The 21,639-nt window shown below is 70.9% G+C and carries 22 protein-coding genes; 13 read left to right on the forward strand and 9 right to left on the reverse strand.

All coding sequences use genetic code 11. From position 1 onward, the window contains the following. Positions 1-24: 24 nt before the first annotated feature. The 4 genes from ACFVDP_RS03665 to ACFVDP_RS03680 all read right to left on the reverse strand — a co-directional run bounded on the left by ACFVDP_RS03665 (position 25) and on the right by ACFVDP_RS03680 (position 3,772). On the reverse strand, positions 25-1,065 hold the full coding sequence (locus tag ACFVDP_RS03665) for an iron-siderophore ABC transporter substrate-binding protein (protein WP_383482601.1): 1,041 nt from the start codon (positions 1,063-1,065) through the stop codon (positions 25-27). 150 nt (positions 1,066-1,215) lie between these two features. Beyond that, the gene (locus tag ACFVDP_RS03670; protein ID WP_383482603.1) at positions 1,216-1,902 is read right to left on the reverse strand and encodes a 3-oxoacid CoA-transferase subunit B; all 687 of its coding nucleotides are present in this window, start codon (positions 1,900-1,902) and stop codon (positions 1,216-1,218) included. Continuing rightward, positions 1,899-2,570: a 3-oxoacid CoA-transferase subunit A gene (locus ACFVDP_RS03675; RefSeq protein ID WP_383482605.1), complete on the reverse strand. Its 672-nt coding sequence runs from the start codon at positions 2,568-2,570 to the stop codon at positions 1,899-1,901. Before ACFVDP_RS03675 ends, ACFVDP_RS03670 begins: the two co-directional genes overlap by 4 nt. Beyond that, positions 2,567-3,772 (reverse strand): thiolase family protein, encoded by a 1,206-nt coding sequence (locus ACFVDP_RS03680; protein ID WP_383482607.1) that lies wholly within the window; start codon positions 3,770-3,772, stop codon positions 2,567-2,569. The genes ACFVDP_RS03675 and ACFVDP_RS03680 overlap by 4 nt, the downstream gene beginning before the upstream one ends. A 94-nt stretch (positions 3,773-3,866) precedes the next feature. Here ACFVDP_RS03680 and ACFVDP_RS03685 point away from each other — a divergent pair, with 94 nt between their 5' ends. Further along, positions 3,867-4,751 (forward strand): LysR family transcriptional regulator, encoded by an 885-nt coding sequence (locus ACFVDP_RS03685; RefSeq protein WP_383482610.1) that lies wholly within the window; start codon positions 3,867-3,869, stop codon positions 4,749-4,751. 20 nt (positions 4,752-4,771) lie between these two features. Here ACFVDP_RS03685 and ACFVDP_RS03690 read toward each other — a convergent pair whose 3' ends face one another. Next, entirely contained in the window at positions 4,772-5,227 is a 456-nt protein-coding gene (locus tag ACFVDP_RS03690; RefSeq protein ID WP_383482612.1) for a DUF5707 domain-containing protein, read from the reverse strand. A 213-nt stretch (positions 5,228-5,440) separates the two neighbouring features. Here ACFVDP_RS03690 and ACFVDP_RS03695 point away from each other — a divergent pair, with 213 nt between their 5' ends. Next, the gene (locus ACFVDP_RS03695; RefSeq protein WP_383482615.1) at positions 5,441-6,124 is read left to right on the forward strand and encodes a helix-turn-helix domain-containing protein; all 684 of its coding nucleotides are present in this window, start codon (positions 5,441-5,443) and stop codon (positions 6,122-6,124) included. A gap of 95 nt (positions 6,125-6,219) precedes the next feature. Here ACFVDP_RS03695 and ACFVDP_RS03700 read toward each other — a convergent pair whose 3' ends face one another. Next, on the reverse strand, positions 6,220-6,969 hold the full coding sequence (locus tag ACFVDP_RS03700) for an SDR family oxidoreductase (protein WP_383482618.1): 750 nt from the start codon (positions 6,967-6,969) through the stop codon (positions 6,220-6,222). Positions 6,970-7,073: 104 nt separating this feature from the next. On the opposite strand from ACFVDP_RS03700, the gene ACFVDP_RS03705 reads away from it, so the two are divergent. Continuing rightward, positions 7,074-7,982 (forward strand): LysR family transcriptional regulator, encoded by a 909-nt coding sequence (locus tag ACFVDP_RS03705; protein WP_383482621.1) that lies wholly within the window; start codon positions 7,074-7,076, stop codon positions 7,980-7,982. Between the two features lie 22 nt (positions 7,983-8,004). Here ACFVDP_RS03705 and ACFVDP_RS03710 read toward each other — a convergent pair whose 3' ends face one another. Beyond that, entirely contained in the window at positions 8,005-9,336 is a 1,332-nt protein-coding gene (locus tag ACFVDP_RS03710) for an MFS transporter (RefSeq protein ID WP_383482623.1), read from the reverse strand. 215 nt (positions 9,337-9,551) lie between these two features. Between ACFVDP_RS03710 and ACFVDP_RS03715 the strand changes: the two genes are divergently transcribed. The 6 genes from ACFVDP_RS03715 (at position 9,552) to ACFVDP_RS03740 (ending at position 15,468) form a co-directional block, all read left to right on the forward strand. Further along, a complete protein-coding gene (locus tag ACFVDP_RS03715; protein WP_383482625.1) occupies positions 9,552-10,721 on the forward strand; it encodes a mandelate racemase/muconate lactonizing enzyme family protein in 1,170 nt (389 codons plus the stop codon). Between the two features lie 3 nt (positions 10,722-10,724). Beyond that, positions 10,725-11,660 (forward strand): dihydrodipicolinate synthase family protein, encoded by a 936-nt coding sequence (locus ACFVDP_RS03720; protein WP_383482627.1) that lies wholly within the window; start codon positions 10,725-10,727, stop codon positions 11,658-11,660. Between the two features lie 41 nt (positions 11,661-11,701). Then, on the forward strand, positions 11,702-12,484 hold the full coding sequence (locus ACFVDP_RS03725) for an IclR family transcriptional regulator (protein WP_383482630.1): 783 nt from the start codon (positions 11,702-11,704) through the stop codon (positions 12,482-12,484). Between the two features lie 59 nt (positions 12,485-12,543). Further along, positions 12,544-13,371 carry a siderophore-interacting protein gene (locus ACFVDP_RS03730; RefSeq protein ID WP_383482633.1) on the forward strand — a complete coding sequence of 276 codons (828 nt, stop codon included), beginning with the start codon at positions 12,544-12,546 and terminating at the stop codon, positions 13,369-13,371. A 67-nt stretch (positions 13,372-13,438) separates the two neighbouring features. Next, positions 13,439-14,149: an ArsR/SmtB family transcription factor gene (locus ACFVDP_RS03735; protein WP_383482635.1), complete on the forward strand. Its 711-nt coding sequence runs from the start codon at positions 13,439-13,441 to the stop codon at positions 14,147-14,149. Continuing rightward, positions 14,146-15,468 carry an MFS transporter gene (locus tag ACFVDP_RS03740; RefSeq protein WP_383482639.1) on the forward strand — a complete coding sequence of 441 codons (1,323 nt, stop codon included), beginning with the start codon at positions 14,146-14,148 and terminating at the stop codon, positions 15,466-15,468. The genes ACFVDP_RS03735 and ACFVDP_RS03740 overlap by 4 nt, the downstream gene beginning before the upstream one ends. 30 nt (positions 15,469-15,498) lie before the next feature. Here the strand turns inward: ACFVDP_RS03740 and ACFVDP_RS03745 are convergent, their stop codons facing one another. Next, positions 15,499-15,861, reverse strand: a complete 363-nt coding sequence (locus ACFVDP_RS03745) for a DoxX family protein (RefSeq protein ID WP_383482642.1) — start codon at positions 15,859-15,861, stop codon at positions 15,499-15,501. Between the two features lie 116 nt (positions 15,862-15,977). Between ACFVDP_RS03745 and ACFVDP_RS03750 the strand changes: the two genes are divergently transcribed. Then, a complete protein-coding gene (locus tag ACFVDP_RS03750; RefSeq protein WP_383482645.1) occupies positions 15,978-16,862 on the forward strand; it encodes a LysR family transcriptional regulator in 885 nt (294 codons plus the stop codon). Between the two features lie 11 nt (positions 16,863-16,873). On the opposite strand, the gene ACFVDP_RS03755 is transcribed toward ACFVDP_RS03750, so the two are convergent. Next, positions 16,874-18,112 carry an ROK family protein gene (locus tag ACFVDP_RS03755; RefSeq protein WP_383482648.1) on the reverse strand — a complete coding sequence of 413 codons (1,239 nt, stop codon included), beginning with the start codon at positions 18,110-18,112 and terminating at the stop codon, positions 16,874-16,876. A gap of 285 nt (positions 18,113-18,397) precedes the next feature. Here ACFVDP_RS03755 and ACFVDP_RS03760 point away from each other — a divergent pair, with 285 nt between their 5' ends. From ACFVDP_RS03760 to ACFVDP_RS03770, 3 genes are read left to right on the forward strand one after another with little or no spacing between them, the layout of a single operon-like run. Then, positions 18,398-19,771, forward strand: a complete 1,374-nt coding sequence (locus tag ACFVDP_RS03760; protein WP_383482650.1) for an extracellular solute-binding protein — start codon at positions 18,398-18,400, stop codon at positions 19,769-19,771. Continuing rightward, positions 19,771-20,688, forward strand: coding sequence for a carbohydrate ABC transporter permease (locus ACFVDP_RS03765; protein ID WP_383482653.1), 918 nt, complete (start codon positions 19,771-19,773; stop codon positions 20,686-20,688). Before ACFVDP_RS03760 ends, ACFVDP_RS03765 begins: the two co-directional genes overlap by 1 nt. Continuing rightward, positions 20,688-21,596 (forward strand): carbohydrate ABC transporter permease, encoded by a 909-nt coding sequence (locus tag ACFVDP_RS03770; RefSeq protein WP_383482656.1) that lies wholly within the window; start codon positions 20,688-20,690, stop codon positions 21,594-21,596. The genes ACFVDP_RS03765 and ACFVDP_RS03770 overlap by 1 nt, the downstream gene beginning before the upstream one ends. Positions 21,597-21,639 lie beyond the last annotated feature (43 nt).

The following is a 21,639-nucleotide window of genomic DNA, read 5'->3' on the forward strand; positions in this document are numbered from 1 at the left end:
TGCTCGATGTCAGCCACGGGAACGCTACTTGCCCGCCTTCTCGACGGCCTTGTCGATGAGCGGCAGGTACCGCTCGATGCTCCACGGCACCGTCAGGGGGTTGAGCATCGAGGAGGCCGTGACGAAGGAGTTGTCCGCGCTGTGCACGAGGGCGCCGCTCTTCACGGCGGGCATCGCCGCGTACAGCGGCTGCTTCTCGATCTCACGGCGGTTCTTGTCGTCGGTGTAGAAGGTGAACAGCAGGTCGCTCTTGTTGAGCTTGTCCGCGTTCTCCAGACCGATGAGGGAGGAGTCCGTGCCCTCGGTCTCCTTGAACGTCTTCACGATCGGGTCGACCTTCAGGCCGAGGGACGAGACCATCTCCACGCGCTGCTCGGTCGGCGAGAACACGCCGAGCGTTCCCGGTCCGGTGTTGTAGATGTACGAGAACCGGTACTTGGCGTAGTCGGGGCGGGTCTTCGCCGCGTCCGCGAGCTGCTGCTTGATGTCGCCGGTCAGCCTGTCGGCCTGGTCGGGCTCGCCGAGCGCCTTGGAGACCAGATCGATCTGCTGGTCCCAGTCGGTGCTCCAGGCCTTGTCCGGGTACGCGACCGTGGGCGCGATGTCCTTCAGCAGGTCGTACTGCTTGGCCGTGATCCCGGACCACGGGGCGAGGATGACGTCGGGGCGCAGCTCCGTGATGGCCTCGATGTCGAGCTGCTCGCCGCCCTTGAACTGCTGGGGCAGGTCGTCGCCCTTCTTCTTCACGGCCTCGTGGATCCACGGCAGGTAGCCGGACTTGTCGCTGCCCCAGGCGTACTCCTCGATGCCCACCGGGGTGTGGCCGAGCGCGATGGCCGTCTCCGCCGAGCCCTGCCCGAGGGTGACGACCCGCTGGGGCTCGCTCTTGATGGTCGCGGTCCCGAGGGCGCTCTTGATGGAGACGGGGAAGGCGCCACCGCTCGTTCTGCCCGCGGAGTCGTCCTGTTGGTCGTCGTTGCCGCATGCGCCGGCCAGCAGCACCAGGGACGTGGCGGCGGAAACGGCGAACAGGCGTCGCGCTGTGGAGCGGCGCACAACAGGCATGGAGAGTCCTTCACTTGGGGTGCGGGAGGGTACGCGACGGCGGCCCGACGGATGGACAACTCGACCCCGCCGCAGCCAACTTAGGTAACCCTAGCCTAAGTCTTTGCGAAGTCTATGTACGGGCCGCCGCCCGTCCCCGACCCGGTCGGGTCAGCACCCCTGCGCGAAGGTCAGCGGCACCTCCAGACGCGCGGTGAGTTCGTCGGGCGTGATGCCGAAGGTCTGCGTGACGTGGACGCCCTGCGCGGAGAGGTCGAACACCGCGAGGTCGGTGTAGACACGGTCGACGCAGCCGAGACCGGTGAGCGGGTAGCCGCATTCGGGCACCAGCTTGGGGGCGCCGTTCTTGGCGAAGAGGGTCATCATCACGAAGACCTTCTTGGCGCCGATCGCCAGGTCCATGGCGCCGCCGACGGCGGGGATCGCGTCGGGTGCGCCCGTGTGCCAGTTGGCGAGATCGCCCGCCGAGGAGACCTGGAACGCGCCGAGGACGCAGATGTCGAGGTGGCCGCCGCGCATCATGGCGAAGGAGTCGGCGTGGTGGAAGTACGCGGCTCCGGGCAGTTCCGTGACGGGCACCTTGCCCGCGTTCGTCAGGTCGGGGTCCACCTCGCCCTCGCGTGCGGCGGGGCCCATGTTGAGCATGCCGTTCTCGGTGTGGAGGACCACTCCGGAGTCGGCGGGCAGGTGGTCGGCGACGAGGGTCGGCTGGCCGATGCCCAGGTTGACGAATGCGCCCTGGGGGATGTCGCGTGCGATCAGCGCGGCGATGTCGTGTTTGCCCAGCGGTTCCTGACGGTCCGTCGGCAGAGTTGTCGTTGCGTCGTTCGGGGTCATCGGCGTGCCGCCTCCTGCACCACTCGGTCCACGTAAATGCTCGGCGTCACGACGGTCTCCGGGTCGAGCGTGCCGGTTTCGACGACCTCGCGCACCTGCGCGATCACCGTGGTCGCCGCGGTGGCCATGACCGGGCCGAAGTTGCGGGCGGTCTTGCGGTAGACCAGGTTGCCCATGCGGTCGGCGCGGTGGGCGCCGATCAGTGCGACGTCGCCCTTGATCGGGTATTCGAGGACGTACGTACGCCCGTCGATCTCGCGGGTCTCCTTGCCCTCGGCAAGCAGGGTGCCCACGCCCGTGGGGCAGAAGAAGGCGCCGATGCCGGCTCCCGCCGCCCGCATGCGCTCCGCGAGATTGCCCTGTGGGACAACCTCCAGTTCGATCCTGCCGGTGCGGTACAGGTCGTCGAAGACCCAGGAGTCCGCCTGGCGCGGGAACGAGCAGATCACCTTGCGGACCCGCCCCTTGGCGAGGAGCGCGGCGAGTCCGGTGTCGCCGTTGCCGGCGTTGTTGGAGACGACGGTGAGGTCGCCGGCGCCCTGGCGGATGAGCGCGTCGATGAGGTCGACCGGCATGCCGGCCATGCCGAATCCGCCGACGAGCACGGTGGAGCCGTCCTCGATCCCGGCGACCGCGTCGTCCGGGGTGGCACACAGTCGGGTGGTCATCGGGTGGCCTCCGTGACGTTCTCCAGGACGACGGCGAGGGCCTGGCCGACGCCGATGCAGATGGCGGCGACGCCCCAGCGCTCGCCGGAGACGCGGAGCCGATGGGCGAGGGTGGCCAGCAGGCGGCCGCCGGACGCGCCGAGCGGGTGGCCGAGCGCGATCGCGCCACCCTTGGTGTTGACGATGTCCGGGTCCACGCCCCAGGCGTCGACGCAGGCGAGGGACTGTACGGCGAACGCCTCGTTGAGCTCGACGGCGCCGACGTCCGGCCAGGAGATCCCCGCGGCCTTCAACGCCCGGTTCGCCGCCTCCACGGGGGCGTAGCCGAACAGTTGCGGGTCGAGTGCGGACACCCCCCGGCCGGCGATGCGGGCGAGCGGGTCGCAGCCGATCCGAGCTGCGGCGGCCTCCGATCCCAGCAGGACCGCCGAGGCGCCGTCGCTCAGCGGGGAGGCGTTCCCGGCCGTGATGACGCCGTCGGGCCGGAACACGGGCTTGAGTCCGGCCAGCTTCTCGGCGGTGGAGCCGGGGCGGATGCCCTCGTCCCGGTCGAGCGTGGTGCCCTTGGCGTCCACGGTGACGGGGACGACCAGGTCGTCGTAGAAGCCCTCGTCCCACGCGGCGTCGGCGAGCTGGTGGGAGCGGGCGGCGAAGGCGTCCTGACGGTCGCGGGCGACGGAGAAGCGGTCCGCGAGCTGCTCGTTCGCCTCGCCCAGGGAGACGGTCCACTCCTCGGGCATGCGTTCGTTGACCAGGCGCCAGCCGAGCGTGGTCGACACCGCGGTCATGTCCCCGGCAGGGAACGCGCGTGAGGGTTTGGGCAGAACCCAGGGCGCCCGGCTCATCGACTCGACGCCGCCGGTGAGCACGATGTCCGTGTCGCCGGTCTCGATGGCGCGGGAGGCCATGATGGCGGCGTCCAGGGACGAGCCGCACAGTCGGTTCACGGTCGTGGCGGGCACCGAGGTGGGCAGGCCCGCGAGCAGGACGGCCATCCTGCCGACGTTGCGGTTGTCCTCCCCCGCGCCGTTGGCGTTGCCCCAGACGACGTCGCCGATCTCGGCCGGGTCGAGCGCGGGGGTCCTGGCCAGGGTCCCGGTGACGGCGAGCGCCGCGAGGTCGTCCGGCCGGACGTTCGCGAGGGCCCCGGAGAACCGCCCGAAGGGCGTGCGGGCTGCTGCGTACAGATAGCTGTGGGTCACACCCTCACGCTAGGAGCATCTGGTTCATCACGTCCAAGACCTAGTACGCATCGATTGATAAGCACTCTTTATAGGAGTAGATAGGGTGGGAGGCATGGAACTCCGTCAGCTCCGGTACTTTCTCGTTCTCGCCGAGGAGTGCCACTTCGGGCGCGCGGCGGCCCGTCTGCATGTGGCGCAGCCCGCCCTGTCCCAGCAGATCAAGCAGTTGGAGCGGGACCTGGGCGTTCCGTTGTTCAACCGGTCGACGCGCCGTGTCGAACCGACCGAGGCCGGCCGTCAGCTCACGGGTTACGCCCGCGCGCTCGTCGCGGAGGAGGAGCGGGCGCGGGTCCACATGCACGAGCTGGCCACCGGGCACGCCGGGCGGGTGTCCGTCGGCTTCATCGGTACGGCGACGTACGACGTGCTGCCGCGGGTGGCCCGTACCGTCCGCGCGCAGCTGCCCGGGATCACCATGGACCTGCGCGGCGAAGTGCTCACCCCGGAACTCGTCGAGGGGCTGGCCTCGGGAACGTACGACCTCGCCGTCCTGCGCGGCCGGGTCGCCGGCGACGACCTGCGCGTCACCTCGCTGCGATCCGAGCCGCTCGTGGCGGTGCTGCCCGCACATCATCCACTGGCCGGCCGGCGGCGGATCCCGCTGAGTGCGCTGGCCGACGAGCCGTTCGTCGTCCACCCCTCGCGGTCCCGGTCCTCGATGTACGACCTGGTGCTGTCGGCGTGCGAGCGTGCGGGCTTCCGTCCCGTCTCGCTGACCGAGGTCGGCGAGACGGCCACCCTGGTCGTGTTCGTCGCCGCAGGACACGGCGTCGCTCTCGTCCCGCAGTCGGTACGCAGCCTCAGCCTCGACGGCGTGACGTACGTGCCGCTGACGGGCTCCGAGTCGGTCGACCTGCTCCTCGCCCGCCGGGCCCAGCGGAACTCTCCCGCGGCGGAGCAGGTCGCCTCGGTGATCGAGCAGTGCGTGGCCGGGTGAACCACAGGCCCCCGGCCCGGTCAGCCGACGGTGAAGTCCACGGCCTCGGTGTCCAGAGTGGTGGCGCCGTCCTCGTCGGTGGCGAGAACGGCGACGTGCCAGGAACCGCGCGGGAACGAGGCGGCGTCGGCGGCGGTCACCGCGACGGTGTACGCGCACCGTGTGCCGTCCGCACCACCGGTGGACTCACAGCGGGCCGACTCCGCCCGGGACATCTCCTTGGCCGTCGGCTGCTTCGTGGCGAGTTCGGACTTCTCCGGCCAGGCCAGCACCTTGAGGCTCTTGAGCCCGGAGGGTGCCGTGACCTCGGTGGAGAAGCGGAAGGAGCCGTCCCGCGCGCCCTGCGGGGCGGCGTAGCGGGCGGTGCTGTGCGCCAGGGCGGGCGCACCGTCCCCGGCGTAGGCGAGGGCGAAGGCCCCGGCTCCCGCGAGGACGGCGGCACCGGCGACGGCGGACAGGACGATACGACGGGACATGACATGCACTCCGTAATCGACTCGAAGGTGCTCGGCCTGAGGGACCCGGCCCTCTCGGCCGCGCCTCCGCGCCGATCCTCGCAACGGGCAGCCGTCTCCCACCTGAGTACGCGCACTCAATGCCCTCTGGGTGATCGGACCGGTCCGGGGTTGCGAGCGGTTTCGGGCTGCCGGACGATCCGAGGGACATGACCGACGGTTAAGGAGACGAGGATGCCCGAGGCGCCGGAGCCCACGGATGCGGCAGCGGTCCAGCACAGCGACTTCGGGCGCCGGGTGGCGGCCCGCCGCCAGGAACTCGGCCTGACCGCTCAGGACCTCGCGGACCGGACCGGCGCGTCGGAGGCGTACGTCCGGTACGTGGAGGAGCAGGCCGCCCACCCCGGCTCCGGCTTCGCCCTGCGCCTGGCCGCCGCCCTGGACACGGATGTCGACGCCCTGCGCGGCGGAACGTACACGCGTCCGCCCGGCACCGCCGACGCGGCGCGCTCCCCCGAGTTCCTGGAGCTGTCGGAGCAGGAGTGCCGCGCGCTGCTGTCGACGCACGGCGTCGGCCGGGTCGCGGTGCAGCTGCCGCACGGGCCCGTGGTGCTGCCCGTCAACTACACGATGACGTCCGACGGTTCCGTCGCCTTCCGTACGCGGCCGGGCTCGTCGCTGTCGGGCGCCTCAGGCCAGGAGATCGCCTTCGAGGTGGACCGGGTGGACGACGCGCTGAGCGAGGGCTGGAGCGTGCTCGTCGTCGGTGTCGCCTGCGCGATCACCGATCCGGACACCGCCGCCGCGCTGGCCGAACAGGCCCACTCGGAGCCGTGGGCCGGAGGCGAACGCACCCAGTGGCTGCTCGTCACGCCGCGCCGCATCAGCGGGCGCCGCATCCGTCGCGGAACCGACTGAACCGCCGGCCGGCACACCTGGTCACCCGTTCGGTCCCGGCCGCGAGGGCCGTCGAGGGGCGGGCGCTGCGCGGGCGGGCGTACGTGCAGGCGGGATTAGGCGGCGCCGCCGTTGGCGAAGAGCACCTGGCCGTTGATCCAGCGGCCGTCGGGGCCGGCCAGGAAGGCGACCGCGTTCGCGATGTCCTCCGGAGTGCCGAGCCGCCCCAGCGCGGAGGCGCCGGCGATCCGCTCGATCAGCTCGGGGCTCTTGCCCTCCAGGAAGAGCGGGGTCGCGGTCGGCCCGGGAGCGACGGCGTTGACCGTGACGTCCCGGCCGCGCAGTTCGCGGGCGAGGATCAGGGTCATCGCCTCGACCGCGCCCTTGGTCGCCGCGTACGCCCCGTAGGTCGGCTGCTGCAACCGGGTGACCGAGGTCGAGAAGTTGATCAGCGCACCGCCCGGACGCAGCCTGCGAGCGGCGAGCTGCGAGACGACGAACGTGCCGCGGACGTTGACCCGGTGCATCCGGTCGAAGGTGTCCAGGTCCATCTCGGCGACCGGCGCCAGCTGCATGATCCCCGCGGTGTTGACCACGACGTCCACCCCGCCGAAGCGCTCCTCGGCGGCGTCGAACAGCCGCGTCATCTCCGCCGGTTCGGCGACATCGCCCGGCGCGGCGTACGCCGTCCCTCCGGCCTCGGTGATCGACTTCACCACCTCGGCGGCCCGCGCCTCGGACCCCGCGTAGTGGACGACGACCGCGGCGCCCGCGTCGGCGAGCCGACGGGCGACCGCGCCGCCGATGCCGCCCGATCCGCCCGTCACCACGGCGACCCTGCGTCCGTCGCGATCTGCGTCCGTCATCTTCTTCTCCCTGCGGTGTCTTCGCGGTGGTTTCACACGCTGGTCTCACCCTCCCCCCGAGGGGACTATTTGTCTAATGAATCATTGATATCTAGAGTATGCGCATGGTGCATATGGAGCGGGTGGATCTGAACCTGATCAGTCCGTTGGCCGCGCTGCTGACGGAGCGGCACGTCTCACGCGCCGCCGAGCTGGCCGGGATGAGTCAGCCCGCGATGAGCCGGGCGCTACAGCGACTGCGGGACACGTTCGGCGACGAACTGCTGGTGCGCGCGCCGGGCGGGTACCGGCTCACCCCGCGCGCCGAGCGCGTCCAGCAGCGGCTCGGCGCGGTCGTGCCCCGCCTCGAGACGCTGTTCGCGCCGGAGACCTTCGAACCGGCCTCGGCGGCCGAGGCGTTCCGGATCGCGGGGACCGACTACGCCTCGGCCTTCGTCCCGGCCCTCTTCCGGCGCGTCTTCAATGAGTCGCCGCGCTCGACCCTGGAATTCGGCAGGTGGCACGACGGCATCGTCGAGGACATCGACCACGGCCGGGTGGACCTGTTGTTCCACGCCGCAGGGAGCACCTCCTCCGGCCTGCGCACCGAGCATCTCTTCGACGATCCGTTCCGGTGCGTGATGGCGCGGGACCACCCGCTGGCGGGCGGGGAACAGCCGTCCCTGGACGCCTATCTCGACTCGGCGCACATCGTCGTCGGCACCGTCGGCGGCCGGCAGAGCGCGATCGACGATCCGCTGGAGCGGCTCGACCGGCCGCGCCGGGCCGGCCTGTCCGTGCCGTACCACTCCGTGGCGGCCGGGGCGGTCGCGGGCACGTCGCTGATCGCGACCCTCCCCCACCGCATCGCCGTCGAGTACGCGTCGGATCCCGCCCTGCGCATCGTGCACGCACCCCGTGAGATCACCCCGCTGCGCTACCACATGGCATGGCACCCGCGCCTCGACGACGACCCGGCGCAGCGCTGGCTGCGCGACACGGTGCGGGGCGTGCTCGCCGGGCCGGCGGCGTGAGCGTGCCGCCGGAGCCGACCGCTCAGCCGACGACGATCTTCTCGGCCCTCGGCCCCGCCGTCTCCCGCACTCCGAACACCACCGTGACCAGGGTCAGCAGCCCGGCGGCCATCAAATACCAGGACGGGGAGAGGTCGTTGCCCGTCGAGGTGACCAGCCAGGTGGCGATGTAGGGGGCGGTGCCGCCGAAGAGGGCGACCGAGATGTTGTACGGGATGGCGATGGCGCCGGTGCGGATCCGGGCCGGGAAAAGCTCGGCCATGCTGGCGTTGGCGGCGCCGTCGTACGCGGCGATGGGCAGGCCCAGGATCACCATCGCGACGACGGCGAGCAGGGCGTTGTCGTAGGACATCAGGAGCAGGCACGGCCAGGCGAGCACGATCAGTCCGAGGGCCCCGCCGACGAGAAGGGGCTTGCGTCCCACACGGTCGGAGAGCAGGCCGGCGCAGGGGATGAGGACGGCGACGGCGCCCATGCAGACGGTCGAGGCGGCGAACGACGCGGTCTGGCTGAAGTGCATCGTGTCGGTGAGGTAGCTGACCATGAACGTCTGCAGGGTCCAGTGCGCCACGCCCTTGAGAACGATGACCCCGGCCAGGATCAGCATGGGGCGTCCGCTGGTGCGCAGGGTCTCGCGCAGCGGTGTCCTCGGGATCTCGCCGGACTTCTCCATGCGGACGAACTCGGGGGTGTCGTCGAGCTTGAGCCGCAGGTAGAGGCCCGCGATGCCGAGCGGCAGGGCGAGCAGGAAGGGGATGCGCCAGGCGTACTCCGCCATCCGGTCGTCGCCGAACGCCACGGACAGGACGAGGGCGACGCCCGCGCCGACGACGAACGCGACGAAGCCGAGGGCGGCTCCGTAACTCGTGTAGTAGCCGCGGCGGTTGCGCGGCGCGTACTCGAACAGCAGGCTCACCGCGCTGGAGGTCTCGCCGCCGGCGGCGAAGCCCTGCACCAGGCGGACGAGGACGAGCAGGACGGGTGCGAGCGCCCCGACCGTGGCGTAGGTGGGCAGGACGCCGATCGCGAAGGTCGACAGCGACGTGATGAGGACCGTGACGGCGAGGACGCGGTTGCGGCCGACCCGGTCCGCGAGCGGCCCGAAGTAGAGGGCGCCGATCGGCCGGATCGCGAAGCCCACGGCGAAGATCGCGAACGTCGACAGCAGCGCGGAGGTGCGGTCGCCGTCGGCGAAGAAGCTGCCCGCGATGACGGACGACAGCGTGCCGTAGATGCCGATGTCGAACCACTCGACGAAGTTGCCGATGCTTCCGGCGATCAGCACGCGGCGCGAGGGCGTGGCGAGCGGGGCTGCGGCCTCCTGGCCGGCGGGCGCGGTGGTCTGCTCTTGCATCAGGGCCTCGCATGGGGAGTGCGGAACGGGAGCGGTGACGGCGACCGGCGGGAATCCGTACGGCTCGGGCGCGGGCTGCCGGTATGCGCTGCCACGGCGGGATGGCCGGCATGTTGATGGCGCATAGCCACGATATTAATGATGCTTGCTCTATTTACAAGTCCTATGCAAACTGTGGATTGCAACATCAAGACTACGGCTCGAAGGGGCTCTGCATGGCTCGCATCACGCACGTACGCAGTCACGTGCTCAAACTGGACGGCACCCGGGCCTACCTGGGGCGGCTGGAGGACGGCGACGAGCTGACGCCGGAGCGCGGGTATGTCGTGCGCGAGCCGTGGCGCAGTCTGTACTCGGGGCGCTTCGAGACGTTGCTCGTGGAGATCGGCACCGACGACGGCTGCACCGGCTGGGGTGAGGCGCTGGCCCCGGTGGGGCCCGAGATCCCGGCGGCCGTCGTGGACCGCCTCCTGGCCGACCAGCTCGTCGGCCAGGACCCCACCCGCGTACGGCCCCTGTGGCACCGCATGCGTGAACTCATGCGCGAGCGCGGTCATTTGACGGGGCATCAGGCCGATGCGATGGCGGCCGTCGACATCGCCCTGTGGGATCTGCACGGCCGGCTGACCGGGCTGTCCGTCGCCGAACTGCTCGGCGGCGCCCACCGCGACCACGTACCGGCGTACGTCTCCGGCCTGCCCGAGCCGACGGACGAACTGCGGGCCCGGCTCGCGGTCTCCTACGCCGAGCGGGGCGCCACCATGGTCAAGCTGGCCCTGGGCAAGGGCATCGAGGCCGACCTGGCCACCTACGACGCCGTCGCCGCGGCCGCCCCCGGCCTGCGCATCGCCGTCGACGCGCACTGGGCCTACCGCATCGGCGAGGCGCTGACGCTCGGCGCCGAACTCGACCGCCGCGGAGCCCTGTTCTACGAGGCGCCACTGGCCCCCGAGGACATCGAGGGACACCGCGAGCTCGCCGCCCGCGTCACCACCCCGATCGCGGTCGGCGAGGCGATGCGCAACCGCTACGAGTTCGCGGACTGGATCGGCCGCCGCGCCCTGCGCCTGGCCCAGCCGGACGTCGCCCGCACCGGCATCACCGAGGCCACCACCATCGCCGAACTGGCCTCGGCCGCGCACGTGCCCGTCGCCTGCCACCACTCCGTGGGCCTCGGCGTCGCCCTGGCCGCGGGCATCCACCTCAGCGCCGCCACGCAGGACTGCCCGTTCTTCGAGTTCCAGGCCGACTCGCTGCCCGTCGCCCAGAGCATCCTGCGCACCCCCATCGACGTCACCCCGGCCGGCTACCGCCTGCCCGAGGGGCCCGGCCTCGGCATCGAGGTCGACGCCGACACCGTCCGCGAACTCTCCCAGGAGCGCTGAACCTTGAGCACCCCGAGCACACCCACCGTCACCGCGGCCCCGGCCGCCGCGCTCCCCCACGGCCTCATACCGATCCTCGCCACACCCTTCACCGGCTCCGGGGAGCTGGACGTCCCCTCGCTGCGCACGCTGGTCGAGTTCCAGCTGGCGAGCGGTGTCGACGGGCTCGCCGTGTTCGGCATGGCCAGCGAGGGGTTCGCGCTCACCGGGCACGAGCGGGACGTGATCCTGCGCACCGTACGGGAGGTGGCCGGGCCCGGGCTGCCCCTGGTGGCCGGGGTCAACGGCACCAGCACGGTGACGGCCCGCGAGCTGGCCCGCCGCGCGGTCGACGGCGGCGCCGATCACCTGATGGTGCTGCCGCCGTTCCTGACCAAGCCGTCGCCGCCGCAGGTCCTGGAGTTCTTCGCCGAGGTCGCCGCGGCGACGGACGCTTCGGTGATGCTCCAGGACGCGCCCGGGGTGACCGGTGTGGCGCTGTCCGTCGAGCAGATCGTGGCCCTGGCCGCCGAGCCGCGCATCACCTCCGTGAAGGTCGAGGTGCCGGCGCCGCCGGCCAAGATCGCGGCCGTGGTCGCGGCCACCGGCGAGGACTTCGCCGTGCTGGGTGGCCAGAACGCCCAGTTCCTCCTCGACGAACACGCCAATGGCTCGGTCGGCACCATGCCGGCCTGCGAGTTCTCCGACGTGCTCCGGGACGTGCTCGACGCGCTCGACAAGGGAGAGCGGGCTCAGGGCCGGGCGCTGTACCGCGCGCTCCAGCCGCTCATCCACATCGGCGTCCGCCAGGGGCAGGCGTGGGCGGTGCACAAGGAGGTCCTGGTCCGGCGCGGCATCATCGCCTCGGCGGCGGTACGTCTGCCGGCCGCACCCCTGGACGCGGTCACCCGGGCGGCACTCGACGAGATCCTCGACGAACTGGCCCTGCCCCGGCGCTAGAGCCCGCCCCCTGCCACCCCGTGGGATATAGGATGCATTATATGGATGCCTCATCTCGAAGCGCCGGCCCCGGAACGCAGACCGTGGAGCGGGCGCTCTCCCTGCTCACCTTCTTCACCGACGAGCAGCCCGAGCGCCGGATCGCCGAACTGGTCGACCTCACCGGGCTCGGCCAGTCGACGGTCTCGCGGCTGGTGGGGGCACTGGAGTCGCTCGGCTACCTGGCCCGCGACGAGCGCACCGGACTGCACCGGCTCGGCCCCCGTCTGGTCGGCCTGGCCGGTGTCGCGCTCAACCAGTCGCCCGTCCACCGGGCATCCCGCCAGATCGCCCAGAACCTGGCGCACGAGACCGGGCTGGGGGCGAACGTCTCGGAGCGGCAGGGCGACCAGATGTTCTACCTGTGCCACTTCGAGGGGCCCCGCGCTCCGCGCTCGTTCACGCTGATCGGCCGGCTCGCACCGCTGCACGCCACGGCGATGGGCAAGGCCCTGCTCAGCGGCATGAAGGACGACGAGGTCGCGGCGCTGCTGGGACGCTCGTATCCGGCGTACACGAAGCGCACCGTCACCGATCTGGACGCTCTCGTCGCCTCACTCGACGAGGTGCGCCGCCTCGGCTACGCCACCGAGGTCGAGGAACTCGCCCTGGGGCGGGCCTGCCTGGCCGTGCCGGTGCGGGACCGCTCCGGGGAGATCGTCGCCGCGCTCTCGGTGTCGGGCTCCCTGTCCGCGATGGATCTCGGGCACCGCGCGGAAGACCTCGGCAGCCTCGTCATCGAGCAGGCCGACCAGGTCTCGACGAGCCTGGGCTATCTGCACTGAAGGCGGACAACCCGGTCGCCACAAGGGGACACGTGGTTAGCTTAGGCTAAGCTAACCACGTGTCGAAGAACCCCAGACTTGTCCCGAAGCACCCCGGCCTCTTCCGCGGTGAAGTGGTGCGCAGTGTGCGTTTCTCCCCGTCGATCCAGCGTGTGACGGTGGCGGGTGACGCGTTCGCCACGTTCCCGTGGCGCGGCTACGACCATTGGTTCCGGCTCTTCTTCAAACTGCCGCACCAGGAGCGGTTCACGCTGCCGCACCTGTCGGGCGCCAAATGGTGGGAGCCGTATCTCGCCCTCCCCGACGAGGTGCGCCCGCACTGCGCCAACTACACCGTGGCGGACTTCCGTCCGGAGGCGGCGGAGCTGGACATCGACTTCGTGGTGCACTGCGGTCCGACGGGTGAGCCCGAGGGCGCGGCGGCGATCTGGGCCTGCGCCACCGGCGCGGGCGACCCGGTCGCCCTGCTCGACCAGGGCCTGCTGTTCGACTGTCCCGACGACGCCTCCGAGGTGCTGGTGGTGGCCGACGAGAGCGGCCTGCCGGCCATGGGCGGCGTCCTGCGCTCACTCCCCCGGGGCACCGTCGGCCGCGTCATCCAGGAGATCCCGGCCCACGGCGACCGACGTGAACTCGAGGCGCCGGACGGTGTGTCCGTGACCTGGGTGGTCCGCGACGACACCGCCGCCGTACCCGGCGCGGCCGCACTGGAAGAACTACGGCGCCACGACAAGGTGCCCGAGACGGGCTACGCGTTCGTCATCGGCGAGTCGACACTCGCCACGGAGGGGCGCCGCCATCTGCACCGGGCGGGCCTGCCGAAGAACCGGATCACCTTCTCCGGCTTCTGGAAGCACAGCGCGGATCGCCTGCAGAAGGCGAGCTGACGCAGGGCAAAGAGTTCTTCGCAAAGAGAACTTTGCGAAGAACTCTTTGCGGTCTACCGTGTGCCCCATGACTGATGCGCAGGAGAGGCCGGACCGTCCCCGCGTCGCCGATGACTCGGTCTACCTGGACGCCAAGGGGCTGCGCGCTCTCGCGCATCCGGTGCGCGTGCGATTGGTCGGCCTGCTGCGCAGGTACGGCCCGTCGACGGCCACCCGCCTCGCGGAGCGGCTGGGCGTGAATTCCGGTACGGCCAGCTATCACCTGCGCCGGCTCGGCGCGGCGGGCTTCGTCGAGGAGGACACGGAGCGCGGGAACGCACGGGAACGCTGGTGGCGTTCGGTGCACCGCACGATCTGGTTCGACGACCGGGACCTGGCCGAGCGCGAGCCCGAGGCGGCGCTGGCCTACCAGCAGTCCGTCGCCGCGCTCTACACCCTGCGCACCCGGCAGACGCTGGACGAACTGCGGACGATGCCGCGCGCGTGGCGGGACTCATTCGACATGAGCGACTGGGCACTTCGGCTCACGCCCGGCGAAACCGCCACGCTGTACCGGGAGTTGAGCGACGTCATCGCGCGCTACCGGCGGGACACGCCGCAGGCGGCGGCGACGGCCCCCGAAGGTGCCGAACGGGTCGGTCTCATCACCTATCTCCTGCCCGAGCCGGACGCTCCCGAGCCGGACACGCCCGAGCCGGACACGCCCGTGCCGGACACGCCCGCGACGGCACCGGCCGAGGCCGGTCCCGAGCGGACGTCAGGGCCGGAGCGGATATGAGGAAGAGCGTCCCGGGGGCCGGACGCACGGCCGACGCACGGTCCTTACGGCCGCTGGGCGGGGTACTGGCGGCCATGGCCGTGTCGCTGACCGGCACGCGGATCTCGGCGGTGGCACTGCCCTGGTTCGTGCTCGTCACGACCGGCAGCGCCACCCGGACCGGCCTGGTCGCCTTCGTCGAGATGACGCCGTACGTGCTGGTCAAGGCGTTCACCGGACCGCTGGTGGACCGCGTCGGCCCGCGGGCCGTCTCCTGGACCACGGATCTGGTCAGCGCGGCCGCCGCCGCTGCCGTTCCGCTCCTCCACGCACTGCACCTTCTGTCCTTTCCGCTGCTGCTGGCCCTGGTCGCGGTGATCGGCGCCGCCCGTGGTCCGGGCGATCTGGCCAAGGAAGTCATGGTTCCGGAGGCCGCCGAGCGCAGCGAGGTGCCGCTGGAGCGGGCCACCGGTCTGTCCGGCGTGATCGAGCGGCTCGCCTCCACCGTCGGCCCCGCGGCGGGCGGCTCCCTCGTGGCGCTGCTCGGCCCCTTGACGGGGCTGGTCGTGAACGCGGGCTGCTTCGCTCTCGGCTCAGTGATCGTCGGCCTCGCGCTGCCCCGCGGAATGGGACACAGCGCCGAAGAAACCTCCTCGGACGGCGACAGCGACATCAAGGGCGACGGCGACAGAACGGAACCGGGCTACTGGCGCCGCTTCGGCGAGGGCTTCACCTTCCTGCGCCGCGAGCCGCTGCTGCTCGCCGTCATCGTCACAGTGGGGATCACCAACCTGCTGGACGCGGCCATGTCCACAGTGCTCATCCCCGTCTGGGCCGGCGAGTCCGGCCGCGGGCCGGCGGCGATCGGCCTGGTGGGCACCTCGATGGGAGCGGCGGCGGTGGCCGGGAGCCTCATCGCCGCGGCGGCCGCGCACCGACTGCCGCGCAGGGCCGTGTTCTTCGCCGGCTTCCTGCTGGCCGGGGCGCCGCGCTTCCTCGTCCTCGCCATCGACGCCCCGATGGGCGCCGTGCTGGCCGTCTTCGCCGTCAGTGGGTTCGGGGCCGGTTTCATCAACCCGGTGCTGGGTGCCGTCCTCTTCGAACGGGTACCGCGCCCCATGCTCGGCCGCGTCAACGCGCTCGGCGACTCACTGGCTTGGGCCGGAATCCCGCTCGGCGGCCTGCTCGCCGGGGCGGCCGTCACCGCCGTCGGACTCGCGCCGGTGCTGTTCGCCTGCGGCACCGCGTACTTCCTGACCACGAATCTGGCGGGACTACGACCGGAATGGCGCGCGATGGATCGCACGCGGGGGCGGCGCGTACTGAGGCCCACATCCTAGGAGCGCCGTCCTAGTCAACCGTCCGCGCGCTCAGAGCCACGTGGTCGCCAGCCACACCGTGACGCCCGCGAGGGCGATGAGCGTGAGGTTGAGGGCGATCCGGCGGTCCCCCATCCGGAGGTGCACGCCCGTCGCCGCGAACTGCAGGATCACGAAGCCGACGGCAGCGGCGAGGGCCAGCCACGACGCGATGCCGGTCAGCGGGGGCAGCAGGAGGCCGATCGCCCCGAGGACCTCGATCAGCCCGATGCCCCTGACGGCGCGCATCGGCATGCTGTCCACCCAGGCCATCATCGGCCGGAGGCTGTCCCGGCTCCGGACCAGCTTCACCCCGCCGCCGTAGAGGTAGAAGAGCGCCAGCAGTCCGGCGACGAGCCAATATGCGAGGTGCACGGATGTCCTTTCGTGGCCTGGCGGTGGAGTACCGCATGTCTCGATTCCACGGCTCGCGCGCCGCCTTGTCCAAGACTCGTTCCGCACGGTCGATACCGGATGGGTATCGTCGCAGCATGGAGCTACGGACCCTGCGCTATTTCGTGGCGGTCGCCGAGGAATTGCACTTCGGGCGGGCCGCCGCGCGGCTGCACATGAGCCAGCCGCCGCTGAGCCGGGCCGTCCGACAGTTGGAGACGGATCTCGGCGCCGTTCTCTTTAACCGCTCGTCCGCCGGGGTCCGCCTCACTCCGGCCGGGACGGTCCTGCTCCAGGAGGCGCGCGCCCTCCTCGACCGGGCCGACCGGGTCCGCGTACGGGTGGCGGCGGCGACCGGCAGCGCGTCCCTGACCGTCGGGCTGCTGGGCGACAGCGCCGACCCCGACGTGCGGAGGCTGGCGGACGACTACCGGCGACGGCACCCGAACGTCGAGGTCCGGATCCGCGAGACCGGTCTGGCCGATCCGACCTGCGGACTGCACGCCGGGCTTGTCGACGTCGCCCTCACCCGCGCCCCGTTCGACGAAACCGGCCTGGCCGTACGCGCGTTGCGCGCCGACCCGGTGGGGGCGCTGCTGCGGGCCGACGATCCGCTGGCCGGCCGGGCCGCTCTGCGCCTGGCGGACCTGGCCGGCCGCAGCTGGTTCACCTTTCCCGAGGGCACCGATCCGCTCTGGCAGTCGTACTGGAACGGCGGCGCACCCCGCAAAGGCCCTGTGGTGCGCGCGGTCCAGGAGTGCCGTCAGGCCGTCCTGTGGAACGGCACGGTCGGCCTGACGCTCCTCTCCCACGATCCGGGAGAGGGGCTCGCCGTGGTGCCGCTCGTCGACATGGAGCCGAGCCGTGCGGTGGTGGCCTGGACCGCGGGTGACACCGACCCGCTGATCCGATCGTTCGCCGCGATCGCGGTCGCCGTCCACCAGGACCCCGCGTCCCGCCCGCACACCGGCACAGCCGGCTGAGCGTCCGGCCCCTACTCCGACACCTCCGTCAGCATCCGCCACCCCGGCGCGTAGCGCCCGTGCAGCACCAGTGACGCGGCGCCCACCGCCCCGGCCGTCTCGCCGATCAGGCTGGGTTCGACCGTGACCCGGCCCAGCGCGCGGGTCACCGAGGTGGAGTTGACCGCGGTGTCGATCTCCTCCCCCAGGACCTTCTCGACGCCGGCCAGGGCCTCGCCGCCCAGGACGACCCGGCTCACGTCGAGCAGTGCGACGGCTCCGCGCACCGCCTGACCCATCCGGCGCCCGGCCAGGCGCACCACCTCGCAGGCCGCCGGGTCCCCGGCGCGCACGGCACGCCGCAGCAGCTTCCAGTCGGCGCGCACCGCGTCCGGCTCACCGCTGAGCCCGATGCGCCGCGCGGCGGCTCTCCCGTGTCGTACGAACAGGTCGTCGACCAGGGCGGCGGGGTTGCAGTTCGGGCCGAGGCAGCCGTTGCTCCCGCAATCACAGGGGCGGCCGCCGGCCTCGATCTGGGCGTGGCCGATCTCGCCGGCGTTGCCCGAATCGCCGCGCAGGACCTGGTTGTTGAGCATGATGCCGGCGCCGATGCCCGCGCCCATGTACACGAAGAGGAAGCCGTCCGCGCGCTCCTTGCCGCCGATCCAGCGCTCACCGATCGCCGCCGCCGTCGCATCGTTGTCCATCGCGACCGCCATGCCGGTCGCCTTCGCGAACATGTCGAGCAGCGGCACTCGTCTCCAGCCGTCGAAGTTCGGCGGCTCCACCACCGTGCCCGTCTCGCCGTCGATCGGTCCGGGCGCGGCGATGCCGAGGCCGAGCAGCCGTGTGCGGTCGATCCCGGCGCGGTCGGGCAGTCGCAGCGCGGCGCGCGCCACCTTGTCGACGACCTCCTCGGGGACGCTCGGGCGCGGCAGTGCGAACCGGCGGCTGAGCAGCACCGATCCGGAGAGGTCGACGAGCGCGATCACGGCGGCGTCCGGATCGAGGTGCACCCCGAGCGCGTAGGCACCGTCGGCGCGCGGCGTCAGCAGGGTGCGGCGTTTGCCGCCGCTGGAGGGGGCGTGCCCCGACTCCGCGATGAGGCCCTCGTCGAGCAGCCGCCGCACGACGTTGGACACCGTCTGATTGGTGAGCCCGGTGAGCGGCCCCAACTCGACGCGGCTCACGGGCCCCCTGGTGCGGATGGCGTCCAGGACGACGGCCTGGTTGTAACCACCGACCCGGGGCAGGTTGGTACCGCTTCGCATGATGGGGCGCTCCTCCCTCGTGCGGGTCCGTCGTGCGCGTCTGCGCGACCCGTGGTCACCAACTCGCGTACCGCCGACGGAACTAGATCACCGAGATTATGCAGCAGCCGTTGACTTAGTCCATCCATTGGATTTAGGTAAGGCGCCAGACGCACCACGCACCCCACCAGCACCTGCTGTGTCTCCCCTCCCGTACGCCCCGTACCTCCCGCAGTTACGCCCTCGTACCACTCGCAGTCGCGCGCCCCAGCCAGGCGTATGAGCCGCACATCCCGGAGGATTCTGATGCGCAAGAAACTTCTCGCCGCCCTCGCGATCACCGTCGCGACAACGTTGTCCGCCGCGGGCTGCGGCGGCTCGGGCGCCGCAGGCGGCGGCAATTCGATCAAGGTCGTGTACTGGCAGCACCTGGACCAGAACGACAAGAAGCAGCAGAAGTTCCTCGGCTCGATGAAGGCGTCCTTCGAGAAGGCCCACCCGGGCAAGAAGATCGAGATCGTGCCGGTCACGGCGTCGGAGAACGACTACTACACGAAGATCCAGCTGATGATGCGCTCGCCCTCGACCGCCCCCGACCTGGTCTACGAGGACACCGCGCTGATCAACTCCGACATAGCCAGCGGCTACCTCAAGCCGCTCGACGAGTACGTGGACCAGTGGGCGGACTGGGGCAAGTTCGCCAAGGCCGCGAAGTCAGCCGTCTCCTCCCCCACCGACGGCAAGACGTACGCCGTCCCGGACGACACCGACACCCGGGGCATCTGGTACAACCAGAAACTGCTCAAGAAGGCCGGGATCAAGATCCCTTGGCAGCCCAAGACGTGGGAGGACATCCTCGACGTCGCCCGGACGATCAAGAAGAAGCTGCCGGGCGTGACGCCGATGAACCTCTACACGGGCCAGGCCGGTGGCGAGCAGTCCGTGATGCAGGGCTTCGAGATGCTGCTGTACGGGACCGAGGGCGCGGGCGACTCCCTGTACAACGCCAAGACCAAGAAGTGGATCACCGGCTCGCAGGGGTTCAAGGACGCGCTGAATTTCGTCCACACCGTCTACGGCGAGAACCTGGGCCTGTCCAAGTCCACGGCGCTGGGCGCCAATGCGGGCACCGAGGTCGGCACGAAGCTGGTCCCCGAGAACAAGCTCGCCATGAACATCGACGGCTCGTGGATGGCGAACAGCTGGCTGAAGACCGGCCCGCGCCCGTGGCCCGAGTGGACCAAGACGATGGCCTCGGCCGCGATGCCGACGCAGAACGGTCAGGCGCCCGGCAAGGTCAGCATGTCCGGCGGCTGGGCCTGGTCCATTCCGGCCAAGGCGAAGAACCCCGATCTCGCCTGGCAGTTCACGAAGGCGATCAAGAGCAGGGCCAACTCCACCGCGTGGAACATCATCGAGTCGACGACGGCCGTCCGCACGGACGTGGCCGCCGACCCGAAGTACCTCGGTGCCACACCGACCAACGAGTTCTTCACCGGTCTGGTCAAGTACACCCACTTCCGGCCGGCGCTGCCGAAGTACCCGCAGGTCTCGAACGCCATCACCAAGGCCATGGAGTCCGTGACCACCGGCCAGAGTTCGGTGGACGACGCCGCCAAGACCTATGACGAGGAGCTGGCCACGGCCGTCGGCTCCGACAGCACCGCCAAGGGCAACTGATGGGGTCCGCAGCCCCGTCGGCCGCACCCGCGCGGCGCCCGGGCGGCGGCCGCGCGGCGGGCCAGTCGCTGCTGCGCGGCCTGCCGCTGCTGCCGTCCCTCGTCCTGCTGGCCGTGTTCCTGGCCGGGCCGATCCTGTACTGCGTCTACGACGCCTTCACCGACGCCCAGTTGACCGGCGCGGCCGAGACGCACTTCGTGGGCCTGGACAACTTCACGCGCGCGTTCGGCGACCCGGACTTCCTCAACGCCCTCTGGCTGACTCTGGTGTTCGTCGTGGGCTCCGCCGTCATCGGGCAGAACACGCTCGGGCTGAGCCTGGCGGTCATGGCCGAGAAGGCGACCCGTCCGGTGCGCTCGCTCGTCAACGGCGTGGTGATCGCCGCCTGGGTGCTGCCCGAGGTCGTCGCCGGATATCTGATGTACGCGTTCTTCTACCAGCAGGGCTCGCTCAACGACGTACTAGGCCTGCTCGGCCTGCCGCGGCAGAACTGGCTGTACACCTTGCCGATCCTCGCGGTGTGCCTGGCCAACGTATGGCGCGGCACCGCCTTCTCGATGATGGTCTACTCCGCCGCCCTCAACGAGGTGCCGCGCGAACTGGTGGAGGCCGCCGAGATGGACGGCGCGGGCGTGTGGCACCGGCTGTGGCACGTCACGCTGCCGGTCATCCGCCGCACCATCATGACCAACCTGATGCTGATCACTCTGCAGACGCTCTCCGTCTTCGGCCTGATCTACGCCATGACGCGCGGCGGCCCCGGCAACAAGAGCCAGACCCTGCCGGTCTTCATGTACCAGCAAGCGTTCCAGAACAGCCTCATCGGCTACGGCACGGCGATCGCGCTCGTCCTGCTGGTCGTGGGCGCCCTGTTCTCCGTCGTGTACCTCAAGCTGCTCAAGGTGGAGGAGGACTGATGACAGCCACCGATCTGCGACCGGCGGCCCCGGCGGGCCGATCCGGCGCCGCCGCCCGGACCGTTCCCGCCGTACGTACCGCGCGCCGCCGGGTCCGGCCCGCGCGCGTCGCGGTCAATCTGGTGCTGCTGGTGATCAGCCTGCTGTTCGTGCTGCCGCTGGTCTGGATGGTGTTCGCGTCCGTCAGCTCCACGGCCAGCTTCGAGCTGCACCTGCCGTCGCCGCCGACGCTGGACAACTTCCACGCGATCCTCAACACCGAGACGACGTTCCGGCCCCTGCTCAACGGACTGCTGCTGTGCGGCGGCGCGACGCTGCTGTGCGTGGTCGTCTCGATCCTGGCGGCCTATCCGCTGTCGCGCTACCGCTCCCGGCTGCGCCGCCCGTTCCTCTACACGGTCCTGTTCACCACCGGGCTGCCCATCACCGCGGTGATGATCCCCGTGTACAGCATGTTCGTCCAGGTCGAGCTGATCGACTCGATGGTCGCGACCACGCTGTTCCTGGCGGCGTCCGCGCTGCCCATCGGAATCTGGCTGATGAAGAACTTCATGGACGGTGTGCCCATCGTCCTGGAGGAGGCGGCCCGGATCGACGGGGCGAACGCCATGCAGTCGCTGACGCGGGTGGTGCTGCCGCTGATGTGGCCGGGTGTCACCGTCGTCACCGTGTTCACGTTCATCAGCATGTGGGGCAACTTCTTTGTCCCGTTCGTGCTGCTGCTGTCGCCGGAGAAGCTGCCGGCGTCGGTGAGCGTGTTCACCTTCCTCAGCGCGCACGACGATACGCAGTACGGGCAACTGGCCGCGTTCTCCCTCGTCTACACGCTGCCCGTCGTGATGCTCTACCTCCTGCTGACCCGCAAGCTGGGCGGCGGATTCGCGCTCGGCGGCGCCCTGAAGGGCTGAACTCGGCTTACCAGCGCTCTTGTTCACGTACATCATTGGAAGG

Source organism: Streptomyces sp. NPDC057694 (assembly GCF_042799415.1).
Taxonomy (GTDB): Bacteria; Actinomycetota; Actinomycetes; order Streptomycetales; family Streptomycetaceae; genus Streptomyces.

What these genes read in the sequence shown, in the direction of transcription:
- ACFVDP_RS03715 (WP_383482625.1), top strand. Translation starts at nt 9,552, where the DNA reads ATGGCTCGCATCACGCACGTACGCAGTCACGTGCTCAAACTGGACGGC.
- ACFVDP_RS03710 (WP_383482623.1), bottom strand. Translation starts at nt 9,336, where the DNA reads ATGCAAGAGCAGACCACCGCGCCCGCCGGCCAGGAGGCCGCAGCCCCG.
- ACFVDP_RS03755 (WP_383482648.1), bottom strand. Translation starts at nt 18,112, where the DNA reads ATGCGAAGCGGTACCAACCTGCCCCGGGTCGGTGGTTACAACCAGGCC.
- ACFVDP_RS03695 (WP_383482615.1), top strand. Translation starts at nt 5,441, where the DNA reads ATGCCCGAGGCGCCGGAGCCCACGGATGCGGCAGCGGTCCAGCACAGC.
- ACFVDP_RS03770 (WP_383482656.1), top strand. Translation starts at nt 20,688, where the DNA reads ATGACAGCCACCGATCTGCGACCGGCGGCCCCGGCGGGCCGATCCGGC.
- ACFVDP_RS03700 (WP_383482618.1), bottom strand. Translation starts at nt 6,969, where the DNA reads ATGACGGACGCAGATCGCGACGGACGCAGGGTCGCCGTGGTGACGGGC.
- ACFVDP_RS03705 (WP_383482621.1), top strand. Translation starts at nt 7,074, where the DNA reads ATGGTGCATATGGAGCGGGTGGATCTGAACCTGATCAGTCCGTTGGCC.
- ACFVDP_RS03735 (WP_383482635.1), top strand. Translation starts at nt 13,439, where the DNA reads ATGACTGATGCGCAGGAGAGGCCGGACCGTCCCCGCGTCGCCGATGAC.
- ACFVDP_RS03670 (WP_383482603.1), bottom strand. Translation starts at nt 1,902, where the DNA reads ATGACCCCGAACGACGCAACGACAACTCTGCCGACGGACCGTCAGGAA.
- ACFVDP_RS03665 (WP_383482601.1), bottom strand. Translation starts at nt 1,065, where the DNA reads ATGCCTGTTGTGCGCCGCTCCACAGCGCGACGCCTGTTCGCCGTTTCC.
- ACFVDP_RS03685 (WP_383482610.1), top strand. Translation starts at nt 3,867, where the DNA reads ATGGAACTCCGTCAGCTCCGGTACTTTCTCGTTCTCGCCGAGGAGTGC.
- ACFVDP_RS03725 (WP_383482630.1), top strand. Translation starts at nt 11,702, where the DNA reads ATGGATGCCTCATCTCGAAGCGCCGGCCCCGGAACGCAGACCGTGGAG.
- ACFVDP_RS03675 (WP_383482605.1), bottom strand. Translation starts at nt 2,570, where the DNA reads ATGACCACCCGACTGTGTGCCACCCCGGACGACGCGGTCGCCGGGATC.
- ACFVDP_RS03750 (WP_383482645.1), top strand. Translation starts at nt 15,978, where the DNA reads ATGGAGCTACGGACCCTGCGCTATTTCGTGGCGGTCGCCGAGGAATTG.
- ACFVDP_RS03740 (WP_383482639.1), top strand. Translation starts at nt 14,146, where the DNA reads ATGAGGAAGAGCGTCCCGGGGGCCGGACGCACGGCCGACGCACGGTCC.
- ACFVDP_RS03760 (WP_383482650.1), top strand. Translation starts at nt 18,398, where the DNA reads ATGCGCAAGAAACTTCTCGCCGCCCTCGCGATCACCGTCGCGACAACG.
- ACFVDP_RS03690 (WP_383482612.1), bottom strand. Translation starts at nt 5,227, where the DNA reads ATGTCCCGTCGTATCGTCCTGTCCGCCGTCGCCGGTGCCGCCGTCCTC.
- ACFVDP_RS03765 (WP_383482653.1), top strand. Translation starts at nt 19,771, where the DNA reads ATGGGGTCCGCAGCCCCGTCGGCCGCACCCGCGCGGCGCCCGGGCGGC.